The organism is Streptosporangium fragile (assembly GCF_039534445.1).
GTDB lineage: Bacteria > Actinomycetota > Actinomycetes > Streptosporangiales > Streptosporangiaceae > Streptosporangium > Streptosporangium fragile.
The window spans coordinates 16273-28302 of record NZ_BAAAVI010000022.1; the positions used below are offsets into that span (position 1 = coordinate 16273).

The 12030-nt window shown below is 72.4% G+C and carries 11 protein-coding genes; 8 read left to right on the top strand and 3 right to left on the bottom strand.

Going from position 1 to position 12030, the window contains the following annotated elements; genetic code table 11:
• The first annotated feature begins 1 nt into the window (after position 1).
• The gene (locus ABD841_RS16575; RefSeq protein ID WP_344972348.1) at positions 2 to 1321 is read left to right on the top strand and encodes an aminotransferase class I/II-fold pyridoxal phosphate-dependent enzyme; all 1320 of its coding nucleotides are present in this window, start codon (positions 2 to 4) and stop codon (positions 1319 to 1321) included.
• A 159-nt stretch (positions 1322 to 1480) separates the two neighbouring features.
• Here the strand turns inward: ABD841_RS16575 and ABD841_RS16580 are convergent, their stop codons facing one another.
• Positions 1481 to 2296: a TIGR02452 family protein gene (locus ABD841_RS16580; protein ID WP_344972349.1), complete on the bottom strand. Its 816-nt coding sequence runs from the start codon at positions 2294 to 2296 to the stop codon at positions 1481 to 1483.
• A 248-nt stretch (positions 2297 to 2544) separates the two neighbouring features.
• Between ABD841_RS16580 and ABD841_RS16585 the strand changes: the two genes are divergently transcribed.
• The 4 genes from ABD841_RS16585 (at position 2545) to ABD841_RS16600 (ending at position 7473) form a co-directional block, all read left to right on the top strand.
• Positions 2545 to 3321: a hypothetical protein gene (locus ABD841_RS16585; RefSeq protein WP_344972351.1), complete on the top strand. Its 777-nt coding sequence runs from the start codon at positions 2545 to 2547 to the stop codon at positions 3319 to 3321.
• 28 nt (positions 3322 to 3349) lie between these two features.
• Positions 3350 to 4477, top strand: a complete 1128-nt coding sequence (locus ABD841_RS16590) for a hypothetical protein (protein ID WP_344972352.1) — start codon at positions 3350 to 3352, stop codon at positions 4475 to 4477.
• Positions 4478 to 4586: 109 nt separating this feature from the next.
• On the top strand, positions 4587 to 6056 hold the full coding sequence (locus tag ABD841_RS16595; protein ID WP_344972354.1) for a hypothetical protein: 1470 nt from the start codon (positions 4587 to 4589) through the stop codon (positions 6054 to 6056).
• Positions 6057 to 6177: 121 nt separating this feature from the next.
• Positions 6178 to 7473: an AAA family ATPase gene (locus ABD841_RS16600; protein ID WP_344972355.1), complete on the top strand. Its 1296-nt coding sequence runs from the start codon at positions 6178 to 6180 to the stop codon at positions 7471 to 7473.
• A gap of 331 nt (positions 7474 to 7804) precedes the next feature.
• Here the strand turns inward: ABD841_RS16600 and ABD841_RS16605 are convergent, their stop codons facing one another.
• Together ABD841_RS16605 and ABD841_RS16610 are read right to left on the bottom strand one after the other, a co-directional pair.
• Positions 7805 to 8758, bottom strand: a complete 954-nt coding sequence (locus tag ABD841_RS16605; protein WP_344972356.1) for a GNAT family N-acetyltransferase — start codon at positions 8756 to 8758, stop codon at positions 7805 to 7807.
• Positions 8759 to 8818: 60 nt separating this feature from the next.
• Complete coding sequence (locus tag ABD841_RS16610) at positions 8819 to 10351, bottom strand: MDR family MFS transporter (protein WP_344972357.1); 1533 nt, start codon at positions 10349 to 10351, stop codon at positions 8819 to 8821.
• A 145-nt stretch (positions 10352 to 10496) separates the two neighbouring features.
• Here ABD841_RS16610 and ABD841_RS16615 point away from each other — a divergent pair, with 145 nt between their 5' ends.
• The 3 genes from ABD841_RS16615 to ABD841_RS16625 all read left to right on the top strand — a co-directional run bounded on the left by ABD841_RS16615 (position 10497) and on the right by ABD841_RS16625 (position 11949).
• The gene (locus tag ABD841_RS16615; protein WP_344972358.1) at positions 10497 to 11060 is read left to right on the top strand and encodes a TetR/AcrR family transcriptional regulator; all 564 of its coding nucleotides are present in this window, start codon (positions 10497 to 10499) and stop codon (positions 11058 to 11060) included.
• Positions 11057 to 11341, top strand: a complete 285-nt coding sequence (locus ABD841_RS16620) for a DUF4031 domain-containing protein (protein ID WP_344972360.1) — start codon at positions 11057 to 11059, stop codon at positions 11339 to 11341. Before ABD841_RS16615 ends, ABD841_RS16620 begins: the two co-directional genes overlap by 4 nt.
• A gap of 62 nt (positions 11342 to 11403) precedes the next feature.
• Positions 11404 to 11949, top strand: coding sequence for a type 1 glutamine amidotransferase domain-containing protein (locus ABD841_RS16625; RefSeq protein ID WP_344972361.1), 546 nt, complete (start codon positions 11404 to 11406; stop codon positions 11947 to 11949).
• Positions 11950 to 12030 lie beyond the last annotated feature (81 nt).

The window sequence follows — 12030 nt, forward strand, 5'->3', positions numbered from 1 at the left end:
GATGGGCATCCGAATTCTGCACGAAGAAGCCGAGGCCTTCCGGCGCGCCGCCGAAGGCGTGGCCGTATTCGAACCGCGTCACCGCACGCGCGGGAACGCGTTCACGGGTAAGCACCTCGACGTCCCCGGCGGGCGGGCGATCGACCTCTCCGGGCTGGACTACCTCGCCCTGGGGTCGGATCAGCAGGTCAAAAGCGTGATGGCCGAAAGCCTCGAACGCCACGACTGCGGCATTCCGGGCAGCGAGGCCATCATTCAGACAGACCAGTCCCACCGTCTGGAACAGGCGCTGGCCCGTTTCCACCTCGGGCGGGGAACGGCGATTACCTTCGGCTCCGGATATTCCACCAACTTCTCATTGATGGAGGCCCTCGGCCTGCGGATGAACAGCCATTTCATCCGCATGTACCGTGACGTTTTCCCCACGGCCCCGGTAAAGTCCGCCCCCACGCTGTTCTTCATGGACGGCGACCTGCACTTCTCCGCACGGCACGGCATCCGTTTCGCCTCCCGGCTGCGGGACGGGGCGTGCGCCGCCTACACCTACCGGACCGGAGACGCCGATCACCTCTCCGCCCTCCTGCGGAGGTCGATGGACTCCCACGGCGACCATGCCGTAAGGATCATCCTCACCGACACCCTCGAGTCCGCCACCGGCCGCGTGTTCGACATGGCCGAACTGTGCCGCCTGGCGGAGGAGTGGGACTGCCTGCTCTACGCGGACGAGGCGCACGCGGTCGGCGTCGTCGGCCCTCAGGGGCGCGGCGTCACCGCCGGGGTGGCGGACTTCGACCGCTACCGCGACCGCCTGGTGATCATGGGCACGCTGACCAAGGCGTTCTGCCAGCCGGGCGGGTACGCGGCAGTCGGCGACCCGGAGCTGGCGTCGCTGCTGAAGTTCTGCAGCCCCCAGCACGTCTTCTCCGCCCCTGTCCCGCCCTGGATCGCGGCGGCCACGGTCCGGCTGATCGAGATGGTGGCCGGCGACTTCGGGGAGGCCCGCCGCGAACGGTTGCGCGCCGTCGCGCGGCACGCCCGCCTCCGCCTCGCGGAGACGGGGTTCGACCTGGTCGGCGACCCCTCGGCGGACACGCCCATCCTCGCGATCCCGCTGCGGGACCCCCGACTGGGCGGCCGCGTGCTGGAGTTCCTGCGGCAGGAGGGGTTCGTCGTGTCCGTCTTCCAGGGGCCCCTGATGCCGGCCGGCCGGGAGGTGCTGAGGCTGGCCATGCGCGCCGACCTCGGGACGGAGGAGGTGGAGGACCTCGTCCGGGCGCTCGTCCGCTGCCGCAAGGCGCTGCCCTTCACCGAGACCGGCTGAGCCCCGCCCCGGGCCCTCGCCGAGACCGGCCTGGACCTTCCCCGCAGGCCCTCCCCCGACACCGGCTGAGCCCCTCCGCCATGGGCCGTCCCCCAATGCGGCCGAGCTCCCGCCACGCGCCCTCCCGGGGACCGGTCGGGCCCCGGCGGCGAGCCGGGCTCAGAACGCCTTGGCGAAGGCCCCGTAGGTCGGGGTGCCGGGAGCCCGGTCGAGCACGGCGAACACCACCCGCTCGAACGATCCGTGGAAGGCTCCCCCGGGGCCGAGGTGCGCCGCGAAGACGGCGGCCACCTGCTCGGGCGAGTTGCGGAAGACGCCGCACCCCCAGGCCCCGAGCACGATCCCGCGCGTTCCCGCGTCGGCGAACAGGGCGAGGACGCCCGCCGCCCGCTCGGACAGCACCTCGGCGAGCAGGTCGCGCCGGGGGTCGCCCTCGTCCACGGCACCGGCGTTCGGTGCCGCGGAGGTGACGAACGAGACGGGGTACGGCCGGCTGAGCAGGTCGCCCCGGTCGTCCCTGAAGACCGGGACGGCGGGCGAGAAGATCGCGTGGTGGCTGTACAGCGGGTCGGCCTGCGCACGGTGGAAGGCGTAGAACACCGGCACCCCGGCCAGGCAGGCGTAGAGCCCCGACGCGCGGGCCAGGGTCTCCTCCTGCGCTTCCGCGCCCTTCAGGAACCCGCCCCCCGGGTTCTTCGCCGAGGCGAAGTTCAGGCATCCGACGGCGTCGCCGGCGGCGGCCAGCCGGCGGGCGGCCGACAGGGACGTCTCGTTGGTCACCTCCACGGAGGTGGCGACGGACGGCGGGCGGGGGCGCAGCCGGCGCAGCTCGCCCGGGGTCCACAGCCGTGTGCCCGCGACGGCGGCGGCGACCTCTTCCGTGATGGTCACCCGTCCCCGTTCGGGGTGGTCGTACCAGCCGCGGTCCAGGATCCCGACCGTCTCCTCGGCGATCCTGCGGCGTGCGTCTCTCATGTGCCCTCCTCTGCGAGATCAAATTAGTCTCATCGTGAGAAATTCTCAATACGAGAATGACGGAGGACACGGGGTGCGCGACTCCAGCGAGGCTCTTCACGTCCAACACCTGAACGGCCCGACCTGCGATAGGTTTCGCATGAAATGCCCCTTTCGCCCCATTATTACCGTCGCATGGTCCGGACTTTAATGCTGGAAATCGCTGGAATTCAGGGGAGACTGATGGAACTCCTGTTACGCTCCGGGCCGTGAGTGATTCACTGGACGCGCTGGAACGGCGGATAGCCGAACTCCGCGCCGAAGTGCGGCGGGCCGTCGCGGCGCGGGAGAACGCGCTCGCCCGCTCCCTCCGGGGTGATCTGCGCCGGGCCGAGCAGGCCTGGGACGCGGCGGTCACCGCCGAGGCGCCGCCGCGCCAGCGCGAGCCGGAGATCGCGCTGGTGCCCATCAGGGAGCAGGTGCACCAGGCGCTCGCCCTGCTGGGCGTGCCCACCTCGGCCAAGCTGATCGTGGCGGTCAACGACGCGTTCTTCTCCCGTGAGCTGCGCGGCTCCCAGCTGACCAGCCTCCGGCGCGACGAGGAACGGTCTTTCCGCAGCGACCCCTACGCCAGGCCGTACTACCTGTGCGCCGCCCTGACCGACCGTCTCTCCCCCGCCCGCGGACTGCTCACCGACAGCACGTGGCCGACGGAGCTGCGGGTGCTGGGTCCGCTCAGCCCCCGCGTGCACTTCCTCACCTCGGCGATGCGCATCGCCGAGCACCTGACCCGCCTGGCGGAGCCGCCCGAGGGGGCGATGCGCCTGCTGTCGCGGATGGCGCAGAACATCCCGGGCGCCGTCGAGGGGTTCGCCCCGGCCGACCCGGTGACCGCGATCCGCGCGGCCGGGGCCGAGCTGGAGGTGCACCGGGCCGCCGACGCCGCCCAGCGGGCCGAGGTCGCGGCGCGCGCGACGAGCCGACTGTCGGACGTGGAGCGCCTGTTCGGCGTCACCGCGATGAACACCCTGAGGGGGGCCTGTTGAAGACCGGGCGGGACGAGGGAGCCGGCTCGTGAACCGGCTCCAGGAGCGAGCTTTCCTGAACAGGCTGGAAGAGCTGCGCGGGCCGGTGCCGCCGCGCCCGCACGACGCGCGGGCCATCGCGGCCCTGGCCGCCAACCCCGGCTGCACCCGCCGCTCCGTGATGGACGCCGCGGGAATCGACAAGGACCGCACGGCCCGGCACGTGGGCTTCCCCGCGCCGTTCGGCCAGTCGCAGTTCGCGATCACCCGCGGGAACGGGTTCGAGGCGCTGGTGAAGGAGAACGGCTGCGCCGAGCTGCTGCGCGTCCTGCGCGAGCTGCTCGGGCTGCCCGTCTCCCAGGTCGGCTACCAGGACGTGGAGAGCGTCGGCTCCCACCTGCGCCACTCCCACACCCGGGCGTTGATCGACCGCGCGGCGCGCGAGGAGGACGGCGCGGCGGTGTTCTACGACCACCCGCTGTTCAGCCTGGAGATCGCCGGTCACACGTCCTACCTGGAGCCGGACGTGGTGGCCTTCCAGATCGGCGGGCGCTTCCACATCGTGGAGATCAAGTCGTTCGGCCTGGTCGACGGGCAGGCCGAGCCGGGCAAGGTGGCCGCGGCGGCGCGGCAGGCGGCGGTGTACGTCCTGGCGCTGCGCCGGCTCCTGGCCGACCTCGGGCACGACCCGGAGCGCGTCTCACACGACGTGGTGCTCATCTGCCCGGAGAACTTCGCCAACCGCCCGGCCGGGGCCCTGATCGACGTGCGCAAGCAGCTGGCGGTCCTCAACCGGCAGCTGGCCCGGATGACCCGGGTCGAGCGCCTGCTCGCGGACCTGCCGGCCGGCCTCACCTTCGACCTCGCCCCCGACGAGAGCGGGGTGCCGACCCGCTCGGCGGAGGAACTGGCCGAGGCGCTGCGCCAGGTGCCCGCCCGCTACGCCCCCGACTGCCTGTCGACGTGTGACCTGTGCATGTTCTGCCGTGACGAGGCCCGCGTGTGCGGCTCGACCGACATGCTCGGCCGCCAGATCCGCGACCAGCTGGGCGGTGTCTCACGGGTGAGCGAGGCGCTGGGCCTGGCCGAGGGAACGCGGGAGCCGGCCGAGGGCCAGGAGGAGATCGCCGAGCTGCTCCGGCTGGCGAACCGGCTGCGCGAGGAGTCGCTGCGGTGACCGCGGACCGGGGCGCGCGGGCGACCCCCGCGGCGGTCGCCGGCCGCGGTGACCGGGTCGCGGGAGGCGGACGGCGCGAGGCGATCGCGGGAGCCGCGGAGGGGGCGCCGTGAGCGCGCTGACGGCGCTGGCGCAGTTGCGGGCCGCCCGGGACGGCGTGGCGCAGCGGACCACCACGGTCAGGCACTGTCACGTCGCCGCCCGGCCGCTGGTGTTCATCCCGCTCAAGCTCGCAGGCGAGGCCGCGGCGCCGCTGGCCGCGATGGTGGGCACCGATCCGGACCACCCCCGGCTGCTCGTCGTCCCGCAACCGCGCGACCGCGACCTGCGCTTCGCCTTCACCGCCGGGCTGGCCGAGGTGCTGCTGCCGTACATCGAGGGGTTCCAGAAGACCACCGAGACGGTCGAGCGCAGGAGCGGCGACCCGTACGAGCGGTGCCTGGACGCGCCGCAGATTCTCGTGCCGAACCGCCCGGCGGCCTCGTTCGTCGGGCTGCTCGGGCGGTCCACCCGGTTCCGGCGGGCCGACGGCCCCTACCCGGTGCACCCGTCGGTGCCCATGCTCGGCCGGTGGCTGACCTACTTCGCCGACCGGTCGCAGCAGCCGGGCTCCTCCCTGCTGCTGGTGGCCACCGAGGCGCTGGCCCAGCACTGGGCGACCGGTCAGAGCGGGCTCGAGGACGCCAACCTGGCGGCACTGATGGGATGGATCGACCCGCCGGCGGGGATGTCCGGCTGGCAGGCCGCCGAGGAGGCCGAAGACCCGCTGCTCTGGCCGCCGGCCGGGCCGGCCACCGACCCGGGTTTCGACAACGAGGTGCTGGCCCCCGCCATCGGCGCGTACGAGGAGGCGCCGGCCGAGCGCGCCGTCGAACGGATCAGCGAGGCGCTGCGCACCCAGCTCGACCCGACCTGGCGGCTGATGTGGCGGGCGGTCGGCCTGCTGCGGGCGCTGCCCGAGGGCGCACGGGTCAAGGACCGCTGGGAGGCCGACCGCGGGTCGTTCACCCGGTTCGTCGAGCGGATCGCCGAGGGCGGGCCGCCGCAGGCCCGCCGGGACGGCGCGGTCGGCGCCGCCGCGCGACTGGCGGGAATGGAACGGGCGCGGGCGAGCTACGACGTGCAGCGGGCCTACGACGACCCGCTGGTCATGGCCGAGTACCGGCTGACCGGCGAGGCCTTCGCCGGGACGGTGACGTACGCCGACCCCGAGCACACCGAGGGCGAGGGCCGCTCACGCAAGCTGCGGCCGCTGGTCACGGTCGAGACGGACGATCCGGTGCGGCTCGCGTCCGGGACCACGGTCGGCAGCCCCGACCGGCGCGGTCACGCCGCCGAGATCGTCGAGATCGCGGGTGGGGAGATCACCCTGAAGATCGTCAAGGGAATGGGCCGGGGGAAGACCCCGGCGCCGGGTTCGGTCCCCGAGCCGGGCGAGCGGGTCTGCTACACGTCGCTGACGGACGACTTCCAGTCGTCGGCGGCGCTTCCCGACCCCGAGCAGACGCCATGGACCCACGGCGGGCCGCCGGAGGAGTACGTGCCCAACGACGACGACGCCCAGGAGGAATGGTCGTGAGCGCTCACCGGGCCGCGGGGCGTGCGGCGGGCCGCGCGGGAAGCCGTGCCGGAGACCACACGGGGAACCGCGCCGAAGGCCGCGCGGGAAGCCGTGCCGGAGACCGCGCGGGAGGTGCGGCATGACGCCCCAGCAGGAGGCCGCGGCCGTGGTCGGGGCGGTCCTGGCGGACCTGCCCCGGCACCGGGGCGTGGTCGTCGACTCGCCGCCCGGCGCGGGCAAGTCCACGCTGGTGGTCAGGGCGGCGGGGCACATCGCCGAGACCGGTGAGCCGCTGATGATCGTCGCACAGACGAACGAGCAGGTCGACGACCTGGTGGAACGGCTCGCGGTCGAGCACCCCGACCTGACGATCGGCCGCCTGTCGGCCGGCGGCTACATCACGCCGGGCCGCATCCTCGCCCATCCCAACGTCTCGGTGGCGGGCAAGCTGCCCGACCTGGGCGACCCGGCCGTGGTGATCGCCACCGCGGACAAGTGGGCCTGGATCGGCGACCGGACCTGGCCGTGGGCCATCGTCGACGAGGCCTACCAGATGCGCTCGGACAAGCTGCTGCGCATCGCCTCGCTGTTCGAGCGGGCGCTGTTCGTGGGCGACCCCGGCCAGCTCGACCCCTTCTCGATCGTGGACGGCGACCGCTGGGCGGGCCTGTCGTGGGACCCGGTGCAGAGCGCGATCTCGGTGCTGCTGCGGCACAACCCCAACCTGCCGGTGCACCGGCTGCCGGTCTCGTGGCGGCTGCCCGCCTCGGCGGCGCCGGTGGTCTCCGAGGCGTTCTACCCGTTCACCGGGTTCCGCGCGGGGACGGGTCACGCCGACCGGTCGCTGGAGCTGACCGTGAACGGCATGCGCACCTCCTACGACCACGCGCTGGAGGAGGCCGCCGCCTCGGGCTGGGCGCTGTACGAGCTGCCGAGCCGGCACACCGTGCGCACGGACGCCGAGGCGGTGCAGGCGACGGCGGTGCTGGCGGTGCGGCTGCTGCAGCGGGGGCCGGTCGCCCACTCCGAACGCGGCAGCCACCGGGTCACGGCCGACCGGATCGCCATCGGCGCCGCCCACCGCGACCAGGTCGCCGCGATCCGCGCCGCCGGGGTGCCGGAGGAGATCACGGTGGACACCGCCAACCGGCTGCAGGGCCGGGAGTACGACGTGACGATCGTGCTGCACCCGCTCTCCGGGCGGCGCGACGCCACCGCCTTCCACCTGGAGTCGGGGCGCCTGTGCGTGCTCACCTCGCGGCACCGCCACGCCTGCTTGGTGGTCGCCAGGGCGGGGATCCCGGAGCTGCTCGACTCCCATCCGTCGGCCGAGCCGGTCCAGCTGGGCGTGCCGGTGAAGTTCCCCGACGGCTGGGAGGCCAACCAGGCGGTGCTGGCCCATCTGTCCAAGCACCGGGTGACTCCCGCGGGGTGACCGGCGCCGCCGCCGGTCCGGGCGCGCTCAGTGGGTGTGGCCGGGCACCCGCAGGCGGGGATCGGACCGGATCAGGGTGATGCGCTCGCGGCTCTCCTCGTCGAGGGGCGTGTAGATCACCATCCTCGTCTCGGGCCCGACCCCGGCGAGCAGGGCGACCTCCTCGCGGCGCGGACCGGGGGTGCGCCGGCGGGCCGCTGCTCCCGGTGGCCCTGGCGGTGACCGGGACGGTACCGGCGGTGACGGCCCTGGTCACCGGGGCGTGCGCGCTGCCGCTGCTGCGGCGCCGGTGAGCTCCCCGGCTCCGCGGGCGCGGTCGGAGACCGCGCCGTCAGACGGTACGCCGCCAGACGTCGATCGCCAGCACCTGGCGCATGCCCACCGACAGGTACAGGTCGAGCGCGGGCGTGCTGTTGTTGGCGTCGACGTGCAGGTAGGTGCCGACCCGGCCGCGCCGGGCGTCTTCGGCGAAGGCCCTGCGCAGCATGAGACGGCCCAGCCCGCGGCCCCGGAACTCGCGGAGCACGGCCAGTTGGCGCACATAGCCGCAGTTCTCGTCGCCGACGAAGGCGTTGGTGCCCAGCAGCATCGCCGCCGGCTCGCCGTCGACGCGCGCCACCGCCAGCTGCGCCCAGTCGGAGCTGGCGGAGGAGTCCATCTCCTCGTACCACTCCTCGTAGCTCTTCGCGGCGAACCCGAAGTGGTCGGCGAAACCGGCCTGCTGGACGGCGTGGCCCTGGCGGCGGACCTCCTCGGTGAGGCCGTCGTGCACCGTCACGCCGGGCGGCAGGTCGGGGTAGGGGACGGTCTCGCCGTGGTCGGCGCGGAGCCGGATGAAGCTGGTGGCGGCGGTGAAGCCGCGGGCGGCGGCGATGGCCCGCTTGCCGCTGTCCTCGCGGTACAGGCCGATGTCCAGCACGGCCCGGTCGTGGCCGAGTTCGGCGGCGATCCGCCTGGCCCGCTCGGTCACGGTGTCCCAGAGCCGGCCGGTCAGCTCGGCGGCGTCGGGGTGCACGACGACGTCGATGTCCACGTTGTCGCTGGTGCCCTTGCGGCAGGCCCAGGCCCAGGCGACCAGGCGGCCCGACTCGTCGTGGACGAGCCAGCCGTCGGACTCCCGGTCGAAGGCGGGGTCGTTCAACTGGTCGGCGACGTCGTCCAGGGTCATGTCGGCCTTGCCGATCACCTGGGTGTCGCAGAGCGAGATCAGCTCGTGGATCTCGCGGGCGTCGTCGGCGGAGGGCCGCCGGGTGGTGTGCCCGGCGGCGGGGGTGGTTGTGTTCATGGCCACGATCGTGCCGGAGACGGCTTGGTCATGGCTGAGTACGGACTTGGCGACCGTTGACTAGTCGAGGGCGGGGACCGGGGCGTCGGACTTCTCGGCCTGCTCGGGGCCGCCGCGCAGCGGGACCTCCTTGATGAAGACCGCGAACACCGGGACCAGGACCGCGAACAGGATCGCCCACCAGAACACCTCGGAGACGGCGAAGGCCAGCGAGTCGAGGAAGCCGGTCCGCACGTTCGCGGGCAGCCGCTCCAGGGCGGACGGGTCGAACTGGCCGCCGCCGGCGGCCAGCTTCTCGCCCGCGGCGCCGAGCTTGCTCTCCAGGCCGGCGCTCAGCCGGTTGTTGAAGATCGCGCCGAACAGGGAGACGCCGAACGAGCCGCCGATGGAGCGGAAGAACGTGGAGGCGCTGCTGGAGACGCCGAGGTCCTTCTGCTCGACGCTGTTCTGGGCGATCAGCATGGTGGTCTGCATCAGGAAGCCCATGCCGAGGCCGAGCACCGCGATGAACACGCCGGTCTGCCAGGCGGGCGTGTGGACGTCCATCAGGGAGAGCAGCCACATCGCCACGGCCATGATCACGCCGCCGAGGACCGGGTAGACCTTGTACTTGCCGGTGGTGGTGATGGCCCGGCCGACGAACAGCGAGACGACCATGGCGGCGCCCATCATCGGCAGCAGGAGCAGGCCGGAGTTGGTGGCCGAGGCGCCCTGGACGGTCTGCTGGAACAGCGGCAGGAAGTTGATCGCGCCGAACATGGCGAACCCGAGCAGGAAGCCGACGAGCGAGATCAGCGTGAAGTTGCGGTTGCCGAACAGGTTGAGCGGCATGATCGGCTCGGCCGCGCGGCGCTCCACCGGGACGAACAGGGCGAGCGACACCACGGCGACCGCGGCCAGCGTGAGGATCTGCGGCGAGCCCCACTCGTAGTCGTTCCCGCCCCAGGTGGTGATGAGGACCAGCGCGGTGATGCCGACGGAGAGCAGGATCGCGCCGGTCCAGTCGATACGGTGCTCGGTGCGGAGCTTGGGCAGCTTCAGTTTGGCCGCCAGCAGCGCGAGAGCGACGAAGCCGACCGGCAGGTTCACGTAGAAGGCCCAGCGCCAGTCGAGGTGATCGGTGATGAACCCGCCGACGAGCGGGCCGGCGATCATGGCCAGCGACATCACCGCGGCCATGATGCCCTGGTACTGGCCGCGCTCGCGGGGCGGGACGAGGTCGCCGATGATGGCCATCGCGTTGACCATCAGGCCGCCGGCGCCCAGGCCCTGCAGGGCGCGGAAGGCGATGAGCTGGGCCATGCCGTCGGAGGGCCCGCCGAGGATGTCGGAGCCGGCCATGCCGCACAGCACCGAGCCGACCATGAAGAGGACGATGGAGGCGAGGAAGATGTTCTTCCGGCCGTACAGGTCACCGATCTTGCCCCAGATGGGGGTCGAGACGGTGGTGCCCAGGACGTAGGCGGTCACCACCCACGACAGGTGCGCCAGGCCGCCCAGCTCTCCGACGATGCGCGGCATGGCGGTGCCGACGATCATGTTGTCCAGCATGGCCAGGACCATCGCGAGCATCAGCCCTGGCAGCACTACCATGACCTCACGCCGTCGGCCCGGCGCGGGCGCGGTCTCGTTCACGTCTTCCCCCCTGGAAAAGGATTGCTTATCTGCCGACCGGCTAGTTTCGGATATGATCCGAAAGAATGATCGCTTACTTGCCGGCCGTCAAGTTAATTTCGCCGTGAAGGGAATCATGAGGGAGAACGCCGACACCCGGACGCGTATCCAGGAGATCGCCCTGAAGCTCTTCGTGGAGCAGGGCTACGAGGCCACCTCGCTCCGCGAGATAGCGGAGGCGCTCGGCGTGACCAAAGCCGCCCTCTACTACCACTTCAAGACCAAGGACGACATCGTCCTCAGCCTGGCGGAAGACCGGATGCGGACGATCGAGGAGCTGATCGCCTGGGCCGAGTCGCAGCCGCGCACCGAAGAGGCCCGCCGCGAGCTGGTCCGCCGCTACTCCGAGAGCCTGCACCGCGGCCGGCACCACGAGGTCATGCGGTTCTTCGAGCGCAACCAGACGGCGCTGAAGGACCACCCGGTGATGACGAAGAACCGGGGGCGGATGCTCCACCTGCTGACCTTCCTCGTCGAGCCCGGCGACCCCACGACCACCCGGCTGCGGAACGCGATGGCCCTGTTCGCGCTGCACGCGGCGTGGTTCGTGCTGCCGGACGAGACAGTCTCCGACGACGAGCGCCGGGCCGCCGCCCTGGAGGTCGCGCTCGACCTCGTGCGGCGGTGAGCGTCCTCATCGACCCGCCGAACTGGCCGGGTCCGCGCGGTCTGCTCTGGTCGCATCTGGTCAGCGACGCCTCGGCCGAGGAACTGCACGCCTTCGCCGCCCGGCTGGGCGTGCCGCGCCGGGCGTTCGACCGCGACCACTACGACGTCCCCGAGACCGTCTACGGGCGGGCCGTCGCACTGGGCGCGGAGGCCGTGTCCTCGCGCGAGCTGGTCGGCCGCCTCACCGCGGCGGGGCTGCGCCGGCGCAAGGTCCGTAATAAATCCCCCATATCTGAATAGATCTTGACATGTCGGGCATGACGGGCCCCTGAAGGACGTAACACACGTCAAGGGGAGACAACATGCTCAACGGCAAGACGATCGCGTTCCTCGTCGCCCCGGAGGGGATCGAGCAGGTCGAGCTCACCGAGCCGTGGAACGCCGTCAAGCAGGCGGGCGGCACGCCCAAACTGGTCTCCGTCCAGCCCGGCGAGGTGCAGGCGTTCAACCACCTCGACAAGGCCGACCGGTTCCCGGTGGACGCGACGGCCGAGGAGGTGTCGGCGGCGGACTTCGACGGGCTGGTGCTGCCCGGCGGCGTCGCCAACCCCGACTTCCTGCGCACCGTACCGGCCGCCGTGCGGTTCGCCAGGGATTTCTTCGACACGGGCAAGCCCGTCGCGGCCATCTGCCACGCGCCCTGGACGCTGATCGAGGCGGACGCGGTGCGCGGCCGGACGGTCACCTCCTGGCCGAGCCTGCGGACGGACCTGCGCAACGCGGGGGCGACCTGGGAGGACCGGGAGGTCGTGATCTGCACCGGCGGCCCGAACACCCTGATCACCAGCCGCAAGCCCGACGACCTCAAGGCCTTCTGCCAGGCCGCCGTCGACGCCTTCGGCGAGTAGCCGATTCCCCGGCCCGGTCGGACGTCCCGTCCGCCCCGTCCCGGTTAGGACGGGCCGGGTGGGGCAAGGGTCTAGGGGTCG

What these genes read in the sequence shown, in the direction of transcription:
- ABD841_RS16605 (WP_344972356.1), bottom strand. Translation starts at nt 8,758, where the DNA reads ATGAACACAACCACCCCCGCCGCCGGGCACACCACCCGGCGGCCCTCC.
- ABD841_RS16600 (WP_344972355.1), top strand. Translation starts at nt 6,178, where the DNA reads ATGACGCCCCAGCAGGAGGCCGCGGCCGTGGTCGGGGCGGTCCTGGCG.
- ABD841_RS16610 (WP_344972357.1), bottom strand. Translation starts at nt 10,351, where the DNA reads ATGGTAGTGCTGCCAGGGCTGATGCTCGCGATGGTCCTGGCCATGCTG.
- ABD841_RS16625 (WP_344972361.1), top strand. Translation starts at nt 11,404, where the DNA reads ATGCTCAACGGCAAGACGATCGCGTTCCTCGTCGCCCCGGAGGGGATC.
- ABD841_RS16580 (WP_344972349.1), bottom strand. Translation starts at nt 2,296, where the DNA reads ATGAGAGACGCACGCCGCAGGATCGCCGAGGAGACGGTCGGGATCCTG.
- ABD841_RS16575 (WP_344972348.1), top strand. Translation starts at nt 2, where the DNA reads ATGGGCATCCGAATTCTGCACGAAGAAGCCGAGGCCTTCCGGCGCGCC.